General features: G+C 33.9%; 14 protein-coding genes and 2 tRNA genes. 10 read left to right on the top strand and 6 right to left on the bottom strand.

Annotated elements, in window-relative coordinates:
* The first annotated feature begins 7 nt into the window (after nt 1-7).
* Nucleotides 8-784 carry a TIGR03915 family putative DNA repair protein gene (locus DK441_RS15570; RefSeq protein WP_109851526.1) on the top strand — a complete coding sequence of 259 codons (777 nt, stop codon included), beginning with the start codon at nt 8-10 and terminating at the stop codon, nt 782-784.
* Between the two features lie 188 nt (nt 785-972).
* Complete coding sequence (locus DK441_RS15565; protein WP_109851525.1) at nt 973-1,413, top strand: hypothetical protein; 441 nt, start codon at nt 973-975, stop codon at nt 1,411-1,413.
* A gap of 65 nt (nt 1,414-1,478) precedes the next feature.
* Here the strand turns inward: DK441_RS15565 and DK441_RS15560 are convergent, their stop codons facing one another.
* Complete coding sequence (locus DK441_RS15560) at nt 1,479-2,054, bottom strand: nitroreductase (protein WP_109851524.1); 576 nt, start codon at nt 2,052-2,054, stop codon at nt 1,479-1,481.
* A gap of 78 nt (nt 2,055-2,132) precedes the next feature.
* Here DK441_RS15560 and DK441_RS15555 point away from each other — a divergent pair, with 78 nt between their 5' ends.
* Both DK441_RS15555 and DK441_RS15550 read left to right on the top strand, forming a co-directional pair.
* Nucleotides 2,133-2,858: a methyltransferase domain-containing protein gene (locus DK441_RS15555; protein ID WP_109851523.1), complete on the top strand. Its 726-nt coding sequence runs from the start codon at nt 2,133-2,135 to the stop codon at nt 2,856-2,858.
* Nucleotides 2,839-3,273 (top strand): hypothetical protein, encoded by a 435-nt coding sequence (locus DK441_RS15550; RefSeq protein ID WP_109851522.1) that lies wholly within the window; start codon nt 2,839-2,841, stop codon nt 3,271-3,273. Before DK441_RS15555 ends, DK441_RS15550 begins: the two co-directional genes overlap by 20 nt.
* A gap of 2 nt (nt 3,274-3,275) precedes the next feature.
* On the opposite strand, the gene DK441_RS15545 is transcribed toward DK441_RS15550, so the two are convergent.
* Both DK441_RS15545 and DK441_RS15540 read right to left on the bottom strand, forming a co-directional pair.
* Nucleotides 3,276-4,400: a pentapeptide repeat-containing protein gene (locus DK441_RS15545; protein ID WP_160112118.1), complete on the bottom strand. Its 1,125-nt coding sequence runs from the start codon at nt 4,398-4,400 to the stop codon at nt 3,276-3,278.
* Nucleotides 4,401-4,528: 128 nt separating this feature from the next.
* Nucleotides 4,529-4,750 carry a hypothetical protein gene (locus DK441_RS15540; RefSeq protein ID WP_025665186.1) on the bottom strand — a complete coding sequence of 74 codons (222 nt, stop codon included), beginning with the start codon at nt 4,748-4,750 and terminating at the stop codon, nt 4,529-4,531.
* A gap of 220 nt (nt 4,751-4,970) precedes the next feature.
* Here DK441_RS15540 and DK441_RS15535 point away from each other — a divergent pair, with 220 nt between their 5' ends.
* The 3 genes from DK441_RS15535 (at nt 4,971) to DK441_RS15530 (ending at nt 7,926) form a co-directional block, all read left to right on the top strand.
* Nucleotides 4,971-6,113, top strand: a complete 1,143-nt coding sequence (locus DK441_RS15535) for a formylglycine-generating enzyme family protein (protein WP_109851520.1) — start codon at nt 4,971-4,973, stop codon at nt 6,111-6,113.
* Nucleotides 6,114-6,332: 219 nt separating this feature from the next.
* Nucleotides 6,333-6,509: a class I lanthipeptide gene (locus tag DK441_RS27275; protein WP_200822858.1), complete on the top strand. Its 177-nt coding sequence runs from the start codon at nt 6,333-6,335 to the stop codon at nt 6,507-6,509.
* Nucleotides 6,510-6,678: 169 nt separating this feature from the next.
* On the top strand, nt 6,679-7,926 hold the full coding sequence (locus tag DK441_RS15530; RefSeq protein ID WP_109851519.1) for a lanthionine synthetase LanC family protein: 1,248 nt from the start codon (nt 6,679-6,681) through the stop codon (nt 7,924-7,926).
* Nucleotides 7,927-7,996: 70 nt separating this feature from the next.
* On the opposite strand, the gene DK441_RS15525 is transcribed toward DK441_RS15530, so the two are convergent.
* The 3 genes from DK441_RS15525 to mutS all read right to left on the bottom strand — a co-directional run bounded on the left by DK441_RS15525 (nt 7,997) and on the right by mutS (nt 10,863).
* Nucleotides 7,997-8,081, bottom strand: a tRNA-Leu gene (locus DK441_RS15525).
* A 21-nt stretch (nt 8,082-8,102) separates the two neighbouring features.
* Nucleotides 8,103-8,174 (bottom strand) — tRNA-Gly (locus DK441_RS15520).
* Between the two features lie 97 nt (nt 8,175-8,271).
* Nucleotides 8,272-10,863, bottom strand: a complete 2,592-nt coding sequence (mutS, locus tag DK441_RS15515; RefSeq protein WP_109853536.1) for a DNA mismatch repair protein MutS — start codon at nt 10,861-10,863, stop codon at nt 8,272-8,274.
* A gap of 298 nt (nt 10,864-11,161) precedes the next feature.
* Between mutS and DK441_RS15510 the strand changes: the two genes are divergently transcribed.
* From DK441_RS15510 to DK441_RS15500, 3 genes are all read left to right on the top strand, one after another.
* On the top strand, nt 11,162-11,695 hold the full coding sequence (locus tag DK441_RS15510) for an RNA methyltransferase (RefSeq protein ID WP_109851518.1): 534 nt from the start codon (nt 11,162-11,164) through the stop codon (nt 11,693-11,695).
* Nucleotides 11,696-11,870: 175 nt separating this feature from the next.
* Nucleotides 11,871-14,066: a T9SS-dependent choice-of-anchor J family protein gene (locus DK441_RS15505; RefSeq protein WP_109851517.1), complete on the top strand. Its 2,196-nt coding sequence runs from the start codon at nt 11,871-11,873 to the stop codon at nt 14,064-14,066.
* A 133-nt stretch (nt 14,067-14,199) separates the two neighbouring features.
* Nucleotides 14,200-15,528, top strand: a complete 1,329-nt coding sequence (locus tag DK441_RS15500) for a dipeptidase (RefSeq protein ID WP_109851516.1) — start codon at nt 14,200-14,202, stop codon at nt 15,526-15,528.

Here is a 15,528-nt window from a genome sequence, read left to right as displayed (position 1 = left end):
AATACTTATGAATCCGCAAACGATATTACTATATGATGGAAGTTTTGAAGGATTTTTAAGTTGTGTTTTTATGGTATATGATCAAAAAATATCTGATGCCATTATTAGAAAAGAATCAGAAACCAATACTCAACTATTTACAATAACAGAAGAGGTTATTACCGAGCAACATAAAGCATCCAGGGTATGGAAAGGGTTTAAATCTAAAACAACCCGTAATGAACAACAGGATTTCTTTAAAGTATTTTTAAGTGAAATCAAAGGTGTAGAAAATACATTATTGAGCTATATGCAAAACATTTTTACCAAAAAAGAGAATAGGAATATCGATTTTGGCAATAAAGATATTTTAAAAATTAGCCAGGTTGCGAGAATGGTAGGTCGGGAAAAGCACAGAATGGAAGCATTTGTACGTTTTCAATTAACCAGTGATAATATATACACCGCCACTGTTGAACCAGATTTTAATGTTTTACCACTAATCATTCATCATTTTAAGGATCGCTATGCCGATCAGCAATGGGTTATCTATGATATCAAAAGGAATTATGGTATCTACTATGATCTAAATACTGTAGAAACAGTTACTATCGAAGGGTTTTCTCGAAAAAACACTCGTATTTCAGAAGGACTACTCGCTCAAAACGAAACCGAGTTTCAAAAACTATGGGGAACATACTACAATAATGTGAACATAAAATCCCGTAAAAACAACAAATTACATAAACAACACCTTCCAAAACGCTACTGGAAATACTTAACCGAGAAAAATAGTAGCTTATAACAATATATCGTTAAGAAATCTTTATCTATATAAACACCTAATATACAAGTATAACAGGTACTTAGGCCCATATAATAGCCCACTAATAAAAACCAGTGTGTATTTTTTACCCATCTTAAATTTCGAATAGATAAAATAAAGTATTAGATTTGGCGTTAAGTAACCAAAATTAACTATATCTATTTATTATGAAAAAATTTTTTTTAGGAGCTTTAGCTCTAGTGTTTTTAACAGTAATCTCTTGTAAAGATGCTGCTAATAAAGCTGAAGAAGCAGCTGATACAGCAGGAGAAGCTGTTGAAGAAGTTGCAGAAAAAGTAGAAGAAGCTGCCGAAGAAGTTGCAGAAAAAGTAGAAGAAGCCGTTGACGGTGTTCCTAATTTTGACAACGAGGAAGTAAAGGCTTACGTTGAAAAATATGAAGCTTATATGGCTGAATATGCAAAAATCGTAGAAAGCAAAGATATGACTGCTTTTGCTGGACTTGCTACAAAAGGGTCAAAACTTGGAGAAGAAGCTGCTGGTATTGCTGGTAAATTATCTGGTGATGATGTTAAAAAATGGACTGACTATATGACTGCTAGTTCTGAAAAGATGCAAGCACTTGCACAAAAAATGACTCAGCAGTAGTCGTATTTTAAAATACAATAAGTCGTATGACTTATAAAAACCATCCACAATGTGGATGGTTTTTTTTATTCCATCCATTGTACTTTATCCTCTATTGATTCTCGTTTTGAAGTATTCTTCTCGTCTTCATCATAATACCCAAGGTAAAAGAAACCTAGACATCGTTCTCCTTCTTCAAAATCAAAAAAATCACCCATATAGTTGATCAACTTAGGGCTGCTCCAATAGCAACCAATATCGTTTGCCGTGCAGGTCAGCCACATATTCTGTACTGCCATTGCAGTTGATGCAACTTCTTCCCACTCAGGAATACGCTCTTTTGGATCTCGTTGCATACATATTACCACTATCGCACTAGCAGATTTACAATTATTGATTATTTTATTATACTTAAAAGGAGAAAAATCTTCATTAGAAGTGATATCGGTATATGTATCTGATAAAAATACCCCTAATCGATCTTTGGCATCTCCTTCTACCACCTTAAAACGCCAGGGTTGTGTGAGCTTATGCGTTGGAGCCCAATTGGCATTTTCTAACAACATCTTAATCAAATCTTTAGATACAGTTTTACCATTATATTGCGCAGGAAAAACAGATCGTCTCCTCCTAATTATCTCATTAATATCGGCTTTAAACATAGTATTTTCATCTTTTTTTGTAAAGTTATTATTATTCTAAGGACTAAAAACGCCTGTATCATTAATTAATATAATATTGTGAACCTTAGAGTTCGATTACATAAACCTGAACAACTAGACAATTTATCCCTATCTGGAGGAATACTTAATTCTACATTAGATAGCTTAAAATTTATAAACACTTATTTTGGCAATCACAGACAATTAAGTAAAGCGATACTACATTATTGTAAAACGCAACCTGCGATAGGAAAAATTCATATTGTTGATATTGGTTGTGGTGGTGGAGATTGTATTATGCATATCTCTAAAACACTAAAGAAACATAAAATAAAAGCCACCTTTACAGGAATTGATGGCAATCCTAAAAGTATTTCTTATGCGCAGCAAAATAACCCCGACCCTACTCATATTAGCTTTAACGCCGCTAATATTTTAGATAAGGATTTTGCATTACCAGATTGTGATTTGTTGATCAGCAGCCATTTTATGTATCATTTTAATAACGAAAATCTAATCGATTTTTTAAAGAAGTTACAATCTAATACGGTAAAACATATTATTTTTAGTGAATTATACAGAAGTAAAATGGCGTATCATATATTTAAAACAATACGTTTTATACTTCCGGTTTCGGATATGGCAAGAAAGGATGGATTGATTGCTATACAACGAGCTTTTACCAATAAAGAATTAGAAACAATTATTCGCAAGAGTGCAATAGAAAAACATCGCATTACCAAAAAGCCGTTTTTCCGTATGATTGCTCAAATATATCTTCATAATGAAAAGAATATTATCTAAACATATAGATACTCTAAAGGAAACACCAAAAACTTTAATCCTAACTTATGTTATTATTTATTTCTTATGGGGGTTGGGGATGAATCGTTTTGGAGCAGAAGTAGAAATTGCCAGATTTACATACTGGTGGCAAGTAATTACATGTTACATTTTATATATGGTACCTATTTCTATTATCTTAAAGCAATATCCTTTTTTTGAGCAATATGCATATGGATTGGTTGCAATGGGAATATTAGAATTTTTAGGATATTGGCTTCAATCATCCTATGTATATCCCGATAATATACTGGATAAGATATTTAACCCTCAAAACTTCAGTTTAGGGATGGCTTTATTCTTTGCATTATATTTTCCGGCAGGAAATTGGCTTGTTAAAAAAGTACATGACCTAATTTTTACAAGCGATAAATAGTATTATTTTTTGGGAACCAGAACAAACTGTTTCTTTCCTTGTTTTTTAATCCTATATTTTTTTGCGATATCTCCGGCGCCTTCCAGATCCAAAGTATCCGAAATATATGTTATCCAGTCTTGCCTATCTACAATAACATTATCCAAAATTGCATCTGTTAAATTTGCATTTTCTAATTTGGTCCCCCATAATATCGCTTCAGAGAGATCGGCTCCGCTAAGGTCTACTCCATACAAATTAGCATTAGTAAAATCAACACTTAACAATTCTGCCCGTTGTAGATTAGCATTATGCAATCGTGCTCTTTTTAAGTTACCATCAGATAAATTAATTTTACTCATTCGTACTTCTTTAAGGTCACAGCTTTCCATATTTGCAGCAGGCATCTGAGCTTCTGTTAAATCAGAATAATCTAATCGGGCATATTTAAGATTAACTCCTCTTCCCAGGTTAACCTTTCTAAGATTCGTATATCTAAACTCTGCAGAATTTAAAATATCTTGTGAAGATTCCAGGCCTAAATCACTTTTTAAAAGCGTAAATAGCAGTTGTCCTCGTTCTGGGCTAATTGGTTTATCAATTAACACTCCATCATCAATATAGCGATATGGTTTCATCGCCATACACAGACCAACTATTCTAGCTTCTAATGTTTTACTTATATTACGACTACCAGAGCCTTTATATTTTAATTCTTCATTTAAATCGGTAAGAACATCACCCATTACAAATACCAATGATGATCTTCGGTCTGCTTCTACAAGATTATTCTGACTAGTAATTAATTTATTTTGATTCATCAATAGTTTTGTTTGAAAAATCAATACTAATGAAGGAACTATGGCAAATAAAAATGCAAACAATCCAATTCTTGTCACTCGCCAGATCACACTAGAAGATACATCAGAAACCGTATCTACAGAAACTGTTTTATATTCTTTATACTCATTAATAGCAGCGCTAATACTTCTTTTAAGCCGATTGCCAAAAATTGGAGTACTGGATTTTTTTAAGAGCCACCATCTGAATCTTCTTTTTTTCTGTTTCCCCTTATTAATTTTATCCAGTTTATCCTGAAGTAACTTATTTTCGTTTTTTAACCGTTCAATATAATCTTGTTCGTTCACAGCGCTATAGATTTGGATATTAAAACGCATAAGATATAAAAGTTATTATTACTTTAAAAAAAAGAGAGCTTTCTTAACGTAGTAAAAAAGCCCTCTTTGATCATAGTAAAATCAGTAGTGGTGTTTTTTCATTCGAGATAAGTCGAGATATCTTCTGCAATATCTTCTATTATAGAGAGTTCTTCCTGATCATCGATAAGATGAATAGTTTTTATTAAAAGCTGTACATATCCTGCTACATATGCTTTCTTTTTTTTATCGCTCACATACTCTTTGCCTTCTACCACTATAAATGCGATTAGATTGCGTATGATTAATCGGATCTCTGAAATGTCTAGCTCCTTTTTCATTAGAAATATTTTAAGTAACTCCCTAAGAATTAGACACTAAAATATAATTATGCTTTTCAAAAAATAAAAAAACAGCCTAATTAAAAGACTAATCTTCGATTAAAAGCAGCTTTTATCGTTTTGTAGAGTATCCTAAAAACTTTATCTTTTTATGATCTAAAAAAGATTACATTTGAATCACCAGCTTAAAACAACTTAGATATAAAAACACAATTACTACATGAACAGGGATACATACTGCAAAAGATATAGAAAAGAGTTCCTACTATTACTTATCTTTTTTGCAATAATTACAAGTTGTAAAAAAGAACAAGAGCTTAAAAAAGTTGAAAAAACCTCAACTAAACAGCAGACACAAATCATTAAAGATGTACCAAAAGGAATAGCGATCCCAGAAGGAATGGTTTGGATTCCTGGAGGAAGTTTCAATCAAGGGGTTGTAAAAAATGATCCTATGATCATGAAACATGAAACTCCTGCTCATCCTGTTTCTGTAGATGGTTTTTTTATGGATATAACAGAAGTCACAAATGCACAATTTAAAAAATTTGTTGATGCTACAAACTATATAACAGTGGCAGAGCGAGAGATTGTTTGGGAAGAAATGAAAAAGCAATTACCTCCCAATGCTCCTAAACCTCATGATTCTATATTGCAACCTGGTTCGCTTATTTTCAAAAAAACAAAAAATAGTGTTGCTAATCTTTTTGACTATTCTCAATGGTGGTTATGGAAGATTGGAGCCAGCTGGAAACATCCTTTGGGTCCAGAAAGTTCTATTGAAGGAAAAGACGAATATCCTGTTGTACATATTGCTTATGAAGATGCTGTGGCGTATTGCAAATGGGCAGGTAGAAGATTACCTACAGAGGCCGAATGGGAATATGCCTCCCGAGGTAAAGAAAAAAATACTATTTTTTTCTGGGGAAATGACATCAAGGATTTAAGTAGTCATGCCAATACATGGGAAGGAGAATTTCCACTACAAAACACCAAAGTAGATGGTTATGAAAATAAGGCCCCTGTTCGTTCCTATCCTCCTAATTCATATAACCTATATGATATGGCCGGAAACGTTTGGGAATGGACACAAGATTGGTACAATACAACGTATTACAATCAATTAAAACAACAAGGATTAACTCATAATCCTAAAGGTGCTGTAAAACCATATAATCCCAATAATCCTGCTTTGCAGGAAAAAGTAATAAAAGGCGGTTCTTTTTTATGCAGTGATTCTTATTGTGCCAGTTATCGTAATAGTGCACGAATGGCCACTAGTATGGACTCTTCGCTTGAGCATCTAGGCTTTAGAACGGTTCTAAGTGTTGATATGATTAAGGATTCGAAAAAAATAAAGTAAAGATATGAGCATATAAAGAGCCGAAGTACTCAAAATTATATAAAGAAAAAACTCCTTATATCGTCAACCTATTAAACTCTGTTTTACGCTAAAAGAAAAACAAACCATAAGTTTTTGAAGCAAAAAATTGTCTTTAGCTTTATTTTTTTGATCAGATAAATACATATATATCTAATTATCACTACTTTAGCAACACTCTTAATTCAAAATTTTTAAATCATGAAAAAAAAGCTAGTTTTAAACAAGAAGACAATTTCTGCACTAAATGACAAGCAGCTGCTTAATATTCGAGCAGGAGGCGATGCGATAGAGGGAGATTTCACCTCATTTGGTGATAAATGTGGGAAGAAAAAAACTTGTAATTCTAAATGTAACACCTGTTGTCCTCCTAATTAGATTCTAACTATCAAAAACATAGGCTATATGTCAATTTTTTAGATATATAGCCTATATCAAAATTGTACTAAAAAGTTTATTATTATTTCGTTATATATAACAGAGTTTTCTTCTATTTCTGTTCGTGAGAGAAATAATTATTTTTAAAAATCACGCTACAAACTTTAACATGAATGAATTAAAGACAATTATTGATGGTGTCAAAAATGAATTATTAGCTCGAAAACATATTCTTAAAAAACATTCCCAATTATACTTTGGATCGATAGGTAAAATAATGTTTCTTTCTAACTATCTACAATATTCTGAAGAAGAAAACATTCAGACAGAATTATGGAGACTAATCGAGGAATTAATATTACAAACAGAAAACTCTGTACAATCCAATTATTTCAGTAATGGTCTTTGCGGGTTAGCATGGTCGCTAAAGTGGCTTGAAAATTGTGGGATTCTTGAAGAGCAAAACGAACTGTTACACCCTATTGATTCTAGATTAAGAGAATTAACTCTACAATGTGATCATTATGATTTGATGTATGGCTTGATTGGTTATGGGGTATATTTTTTAGAATCTGGAAATAAAGAGATGACAAAGAATATAGTTGAAAAAGTGATAAATTTATCTAGTAAAACAAAGTATGGAAAAATTTGGTTCGATACTTTTTCTGAGTATGACATTAATGCTAATTCAAAATCATCAAATAGAGTTATCAATATTGGTTTAGCACATGGAATCCCGAGTATAATCTCATATTTATCATCTGCTTATCGTTTCAATCCTACTTTTGATTTAAGAGAAATTGTTCTTAGTCTCATTAATACAATCAAAGAATTAACTGTTGTAGGAGGCAATAAATTGTTTTCACATTTATATGATGAAAATCTTCATCCTATTAACGGTTATGATCATTCAAAACTTACTTGGACATATGGAGATGTTACTATGGGATTTTCTTTGGTAAAAGCGGGTTATACTCTTAATGAAAAAAGCATTATTGATTATGGATTACAGATACTTAACAAAACTATAGATAGGTCACTTAAAGACTCTGATATTTATCAAAAAAAAATAATTTCTGCAATAGATACATCATTTTGTAATGGGACTTCTGGAGTCGCTCATTTATATGGAAGGTTATTTCAGTTAACAAAAAATAAAGAATATTTGAAAAAAACTGATTATTGGATTACAAAAACACTACACGGCTCCTTAAAGGATAAGCGCAGGGGAATTTACGGCTATGTTTCTTATGGATTTGATGAAAATTATTTTTTAATTACGAAAGAGATTGATCCAACTTTATTTAGTGGAGTTTCAGGAACTGCTCTAGTGTTACTTGAATATCTTTTTAGCAATAATTATTTACTAAATAATTCAACGGGGTGGGACAAAATTTTTCTAACCAATTTAGATTAACTGATTTTCATCCCTCTTAGTTATCCAAACAAAAAACCCTCAAAATCAAAAGACTTTGAGGGTTGTTAAGTACTGAAGGCGGGACTTGAACCCGCACGGCCTTACAGGCCATTGGATTTTAAGTCCAACGTGTCTACCAATTCCACCACTTCAGCTTGGTATATATTTTATCTCAGAGCGAAAGACGGGATTTGAACCCGCGACCCTCACCTTGGCAAGGTGATGCTCTACCCCTGAGCTACTTTCGCAGTATGTTTTAAGAACTTCGCAACTCGTTATTGCGGATGCAAATTTAAAACAATTCTAGTAATACCAAAGTCTTTTTACAAAAAAGAATGATTTTTTTTACACCTGCGATGCTTTCTTCCTGGTTAACATACGTTTAATCTCATTAAGCTTCATTAATGCTTCTACTGGAGTAAGCGTATCAATATCGATATCCAGAATTTCTTCTTTGATTTCTTCTAATAAAGGATCATCCAAATTAAAGAAGCTCAATTGCACCTTGTCTTCTTCCTGCATCCCCTTAATCTTATCGGTAAGCTCTTCGCTGCTATGCGATTTTTCAAGCTTCTTAAGCATCTTATTCGCTCTATGCAAAACTTGCTGAGGCATTCCTGCCATTTTAGCTACATGAATCCCAAAGCTATGCTCACTACCACCAGGAACTAATTTACGTAAGAAAAGAACAGTGTCTTTTAATTCTTTTACCGATACATTATAATTTTTAATGCGACCAAAAGTCTCGCACATCTCGTTTAACTCGTGATAATGCGTAGCAAATAAAGTCTTAGGCCTTGCAGGATACTCGTGTAAGAATTCACTAATTGCCCAGGCAATAGATATTCCATCATAGGTGCTGGTTCCTCGGCCAATCTCATCTAATAATACTAAACTACGATCAGATATATTATTTAAGATACTGGCAGTCTCATTCATCTCTACCATAAATGTAGATTCTCCCATAGAGATATTATCACTCGCTCCTACTCTGGTAAATATTTTATCAATTACTCCTATTTTTGCTTCTTCTGCAGGGACAAAGCATCCCATCTGCGCCAGTAACACAATTAATGCAGTCTGTCTCAATATTGCAGATTTACCACTCATGTTGGGACCAGTAATCATAATGATCTGTTGATTATCTCTGTCCAACAGAACATCATTTGCAATGTATTGCTCTCCAGGTGGCAATTGTTTTTCGATCACAGGATGTCGACCATTTTTAATTTCTAAATCATGCGACTCATCGATTAGAGGGCGTACATATTGATTTTCTGTAGCAAGCTGAGCAAAAGAACATAAACAATCTAGTTGTCCTATTAAAGTAGCATTTAGCTGTACAGGTTTGATATACTCACTCATCCAGAGTACAAGATCACCAAATAATTGTTGCTCTAGCGCCAGAATTTTTTCTTCGGCTCCAAGAATTTTGGCCTCATATTCCTTAAGCTCTTCTGTGATATAACGTTCTGCATTTACCAAGGTTTGTTTACGAATCCAGGTATCAGGAACTTTATCTTTATGAGTATTTCGAACCTCGATATAATACCCAAATACATTATTCGAAGCTATTTTTAAAGAAGTAATGCCAGTAGTTTCAGTTTCTCGCTCCAGCATTTTATCCAAATAATCTTTTCCTGAAAAAGCAATAGACCTTAACTCATCTAATTCTTCTAAATATCCATTAGCAATTGTGTTTCCTTTCAACACATTAACAGGGGCTTCTTCATTTAACGTCTCTTTAATCTTATTGCGTAATAGCTCACAGTCACTCAGCGTTTCTCCTATTACTTTTAGCGCTTCGTTATCACTATTTGATGCTTGTGATTTTATAGGCACAATTGCTTCCAAAGAGTTTTTAAGCTGAATAACCTCACGAGGATTTACTTTTGCGGTAGCTACTTTAGAAATCAATCGTTCAATATCTCCTATCTGCTTAATCTGATGCTGAATTTTTTGATGTAATGTTGTATTATTCAAAAAAAACTGCACTACTTCATGACGTTTTTGAATGGCAGTAATATTCTTAAGTGGTAATGCCAACCAACGTTTTAATGTACGACCACCCATAGGTGAGATCGTTTTATCTATAACATCAAGTAAAGTGACTGCATTTGCTGCATTAGCATGGTATAACTCAAGATTACGTATTGTAAAACGATCCATCCAGATATACTGATCTTCTGCAATACGGTGAATCCCTGTAATATGCTTTAATTTATGATGTTGGGTTTCGCCAAGGTAATGAAGAATTACACCTGCCGCTATGATACCTTCCTGCAAGTGATCTATCCCGAACCCTTTTAATGTCTTTGTCCCAAAATGTTTGTTTACAGTCTCATCTGCATAATCAGGTTTAAACACCCAATCTTCTATAAAGAATGTATGAAAGTCATGGCCAAAATCTTGTTCAAAACCTTTCTTTTTTGGCTTACTGATCAGAACCTCACTAGGGTTAAAGTTTTGCATCAACTTATCCATATGCGCTACATCACCCTGAGCGGTAAGAAATTCTCCTGTAGAAACATCCAGAAATGCTACTCCTAATTCTTTTTTTCCATAGTGCAACGCACATAAAAAGTTATTGGTTTTGCTCTGTAATACCTCGTCATTAAGGGCAACCCCTGGAGTTACAAGCTCTGTCACCCCTCGCTTAACAATAGTTTTGGTCTGTTTAGGGTCTTCTAACTGGTCACAGATAGCAACTCGCTCACCTGCTTTAACCAATTTTGGCAAATACGTATTTAAAGAATGATGCGGAAATCCAGCCAATGCTGTTTCCTGCTCACTTCCATTACCTCTTTTGGTTAAAACAATATTCAAAATAGCCGCAGCTTTAATTGCATCTGTTCCAAAAGTTTCATAAAAATCCCCTACTCTAAATAACAACAATGCATCAGGATACTTAGCCTTAATAGCATTGTATTGTTTCATTAATGGAGTTACTTTTTTTCCGTTTTTTGCTGCCAATGAAGTATAATTTTATGAATCATGCTAAAGTAGCTATTCTTCTATTTTTTTTGAAATATAGCTGTTAGGAGTTATTCAATTTTATTCACAATTTTTCCTCAACATAAAAAGAGGCCTACACTACATTGAATAAGGAACTTCATAATTTGTTTTAAATATATGATTGTCTAACCATAAAGTTCGTTTCAAAAAACACAAAGAATTCTCAAAGTTTTATCGAGTATCAATCGTAGAATTTGTGATAAATACTATTTTTGCGATAATGGAAGGAAGCAGAAAACTCAAAAATAGCGAACTCGATCGCAAGACCGTAGAAGAATTTAAAGCATCAGAAAAGACTCCTTTACTTATCATCCTGGATAACATTCGAAGTTTAAACAATATTGGATCTGTATTTAGAACTGCAGATGCATTTTTGATAGAAAAAATATACCTCTGTGGTATAACAGCTACTCCTCCTCATAAAGATATTCAAAAAACTGCACTAGGAGCTACCGATACTGTAGATTGGGAATATCAAAAAGACACTTTAGAGCTTATACAGGGTCTTAAATCACAGCATGTAAATATTTTATCTATCGAACAGGCAGAAAATGCAACTATGCTAAACGACTTTATTCCAGAGCGTAATCAAAAATACGCAATCATTTTTGGTAATGAAGTTAAGGGTGTCCAACAGCAAGTTGTGTCAGAAAGTGATACTGTTATCGAGATTCCTCAGTTTGGTAGTAAGCATTCTCTTAATATTTCGGTTAGTGCAGGAGTTGCGATCTGGGATATTTTTAATAAAATGTAGCAGACTTCGAAACAAAACAACGATACATTTTATTCACTTTTCGGAAACGAAACCTCAACGCCTCATCCTTTTCTTTTTAACACAAATAATGATTTTATAAGGGTTATTTATCTTTTTTACGTCTTTATTAATAAGAACTATTAAAAAACATTAACAAATAACCAAACTCAAACTTATGAAATCAAGGAAACAAGCAGTTGTTTTTCTCGCGCTCGCCATGCTAACAACAATACGATTCGGATTTGCTCAAGAAAAGGATTGTGGTGCAGAACCGCCTAAAAACTACGATACTTTTATGCTTAAACGCCTTAAATCTATTACTGATAACGGTAGTAAGGCTTTAGCAACACCTGTATCATTACCAATACAACATCATGTCTCCCGTAACTCGAGCGGAGGCTCTCCTGCAGTATCCAGCGCACAGATTCAAAATGTAATGAATGAACTAAATGCAACGTATGCTCCGATGAATATTTCATTTCACGAATATGCACCTACCAAATACATTGACAAGACTAGCTGGAATAATTCTTTTAATAAAAATAATGATAGTCAATTAGTACAATATGAAGTTGCCGAAGCTATTAATATTTTTTACTTTTCTGAAGTAACTTCGGGGAGTTCTACCATCTGTGGATTTGCTAAATTTCCGGGAACCGGAAACCGAGCAATATTAGATGCTTCTTGTTCTCAAAACGGCTCTACTTCTTCTCATGAATTAGGACATTATTTTTCTATCCTGCACACACATTCTACGTCTAATGGAAGAGAACTTGTGCAACGAACTAATTGCTCTTCTGCAGGAGATTTTTTCTGCGATACCCCAGCAGATCCAAGACTTAGTGGTCTTGTTAATTCTAGCTGTAATTATACCGGAACAGCAACAGACTCTAATGGAGATCAATATCAACCCGATGTAAACAACGTGATGTCTTACACTCGTAAAAGTTGTCGCACCGGAGGATTCTCTAGTCAACAACAAAATGCTATTGTGGCGTCATTAGAATCAGACAGAGCATATTTAACCAGCCCAACAAATCCACCTGTATGTACCTCTATTAGTAATTTTCCGTATAGCGAAAGTTTTGAATCTGGATTAGGAGATTGGACCAATGCCACAGGGGATGATATCGAGTGGACAAGAGACGCTAACGGAACTCCTTCATCGGGAACAGGACCTTCTACAGCGCAAAACGGCTCTTTCTACCTGTACACAGAGGCATCTACAAATGTAACACCAGCCGGAAGCCCTAACAAAACAGCAATATTAAACAGTCCATGTATAGATTTGAGCCAGGCTAGCAATATGTCTCTAGAATTTGGATACCATATGTTAGGAAGTGATATAGGAACTATAGAAGTTTTAATAAGTACTAATGATGGAACATCTTATACCTCTATTTGGTCCCAAAACGGAGCTAAAGGAGACACCTGGAATCAAGCAATTGTTAATCTTTCTGGATATTCTGGTTCTGTGATCAGATTGCAGTTTAAGGGAACTACGGGAACTAGCTGGAGAAGTGATTTGGCAATTGATAATATCAAAATCAAAGCAACCACAACCAATCCTTCTTCTTGTAATGGAATTACCAGTTTTCCTTATAATGAAAGTTTTGAATCCGGAGTTGGCGAATGGACACAAGAAACCAGTGATAATATAAACTGGACAGTTGATAGCAATGGTACGCCATCATCTAGCACAGGACCATCTTCTGCCACTAACGGTAGCAATTATATCTTTACTGAAGCTTCTGGCAACGGAAATGGATATCCTAATAAAGTAGCTTTATTAATAAGCCCTTGTATAGATTTAACCAATGAATCAAATGCACAACTTAGTTTTGATTATCACATGTACGGATCAAATATGGGTACTTTAGAAGTACGAGTATCTACCAATGATGGTGTAAACTGGACTACTGTCTGGAGCAAGAATGGAAACCAGGGAAATAGCTGGAGTTCTCAGACCATAAGCTTATCTGCTTATAGTGGATCTACAATAAAATTGCAACTTAAAGGAACTACAGGATCTAGTTACAGAAGTGATATGGCTATCGATAATTTAAAAATTACTTCTGGTTCTGCGGATAGTGATCTCATTGATAATGAAACCCATACAGTAAATCAAAAGATAACAATCTACCCCAACCCTATTACATCTGGTTCTTTATCGATCCAACATCCTGGATTCTCGAAAAATGGAGGAAAAACACAAATCACCATTACAGATTTTCTAGGAAAAACAATTGATATAGTAGATCCTAACAACGAAACTATGGCTTACGATGTTAGTAATCTAAGTAACGGTGTTTATTTTATAATCATTAATAATAAAGAAGGACAAGTAACTCGAAAATTTATCAAAAGATAAGATTTGTTTAGTTTTTTTGAATGTAACCCAACTGCCTGAGAATTTTTTTCGGGCAGTTTTTATTACTAAAAATATCATCTGGAATTTCTTTTGTAAGTTTATGACGCTATAAAACACATAATCACATCTAATTATGAAAAACTTTTCAATTTTTGCTGCTATTGTACTCTTACTTATTTCATGCAAACAAGAAAATATGAAAAAAGATACTTCTACAGAAGATCAATCAACCGTTACAGAGGATCAACTTATCGCCAAAGCAAAAGAAATTCATAATAAAGTCATTACTCTGGATACTCACTGCGATATTAATGTAAAAAACTTTACAGACTCTATCAATTACACTCAGGATCTTAGTTCACAAATCACTTTACCAAAAATGAAAAAGGGCGGATTAGATGTTGCCTGGTTTATTGTTTATACGGGACAAGACTCTCTAACCACTAAAGGTTATGAAAAAGCATATGAAATTGCAATGTCAAAATTTAAGGCTATTCATAAATTAGCAGAAGAAATTGCACCAGATCAAATTGAATTAGCCTTAACATCTGATGATGTTCGTCGTATTCATAAAAAAGGAAAAAAAGTAGCTATGATTGGTATCGAAAATGGATATCCCGTAGGAACCGATATTAGTAATGTAAAGAAGTTTCATGACCTTGGTGCCAGATATATGTCACTTTCTCATAATGGGCACAGCCAGCTTTGTGATTCTAATACTGGCGAAGCAGATGGTATTTGGCTACATAATGGCTTGAGCAATCTGGGGAAAGAAGTTATTGCAGAAATGAATAAAACAGGGATCATGATAGATGTTTCTCACCCTTCTAAAGAATCTATGCGACAAATGATAAAGCTTACCAAAGCTCCGATCATTGCTTCTCACTCTTCGGCAAGAGCATTATGTGATCATAGTAGAAATCTGGACGATGAGCAATTGCAATGGTTAAAAGAAAATGGTGGTGTGGTTCAAACCGTAGCTTTTACCTCCTACTTAAATACAGAGAAGTTTGAAAAACGAAATGAGAGAGAAGTCGAAATAGCCAAGCAGATTGCTGATTCGATGGGAGTAACCTGGATAGATCGAAAAGAAATAACTAAGCTCGGTACAGAAGAAAAAGAAAAGTACTATGATTTTTACATGAAAATGCTAACGATTCGAAGGGAAAAAGTAAAGAAAATAGATGATCTTCCTCCGGCTGTAGACGTTGTGGATTTTGTGAATCATATAGATTATATGGTTAATAAAATTGGCATTGATCATGTAGGGATTAGCTCTGATTTTGATGGTGGTGGTGGAATTGAAGGTTGGAGTGATGCTTCTGAAACATTTAATGTGACTCTAGAACTGGTAAAACGAGGGTATACCGAAGAACAAATCGAAAAGTTATGGAGTGGAAATCTGCTACGTGTTCTTGATGAAGTGCAAAAAGTAGCAAAAGAGCTAAATCAAGCAGGATAA

Origin of the sequence: Aquimarina sp. AU58 (assembly GCF_900312745.1) — a bacterium.
GTDB lineage: Bacteria > Bacteroidota > Bacteroidia > Flavobacteriales > Flavobacteriaceae > Aquimarina > Aquimarina spinulae.
This window is presented reverse-complemented; position numbering and strand designations above follow the sequence as displayed.

Coding starts and splice junctions, on each gene's coding strand:
- DK441_RS15505 (WP_109851517.1), top strand. CDS start 11,871: ATGAAATCAAGGAAACAAGCAGTTGTTTTTCTCGCGCTCGCCATGCTA.
- DK441_RS15540 (WP_025665186.1), bottom strand. CDS start 4,750: ATGAAAAAGGAGCTAGACATTTCAGAGATCCGATTAATCATACGCAAT.
- DK441_RS15510 (WP_109851518.1), top strand. CDS start 11,162: ATGGAAGGAAGCAGAAAACTCAAAAATAGCGAACTCGATCGCAAGACC.
- DK441_RS15530 (WP_109851519.1), top strand. CDS start 6,679: ATGAATGAATTAAAGACAATTATTGATGGTGTCAAAAATGAATTATTA.
- DK441_RS15570 (WP_109851526.1), top strand. CDS start 8: ATGAATCCGCAAACGATATTACTATATGATGGAAGTTTTGAAGGATTT.
- mutS (WP_109853536.1), bottom strand. CDS start 10,863: ATGAAACAATACAATGCTATTAAGGCTAAGTATCCTGATGCATTGTTG.
- DK441_RS15500 (WP_109851516.1), top strand. CDS start 14,200: ATGAAAAACTTTTCAATTTTTGCTGCTATTGTACTCTTACTTATTTCA.
- DK441_RS15560 (WP_109851524.1), bottom strand. CDS start 2,054: ATGTTTAAAGCCGATATTAATGAGATAATTAGGAGGAGACGATCTGTT.
- DK441_RS27275 (WP_200822858.1), top strand. CDS start 6,333: ATGAAAAAAAAGCTAGTTTTAAACAAGAAGACAATTTCTGCACTAAAT.
- DK441_RS15565 (WP_109851525.1), top strand. CDS start 973: ATGAAAAAATTTTTTTTAGGAGCTTTAGCTCTAGTGTTTTTAACAGTA.
- DK441_RS15550 (WP_109851522.1), top strand. CDS start 2,839: ATGAAAAGAATATTATCTAAACATATAGATACTCTAAAGGAAACACCA.
- DK441_RS15535 (WP_109851520.1), top strand. CDS start 4,971: ATGAACAGGGATACATACTGCAAAAGATATAGAAAAGAGTTCCTACTA.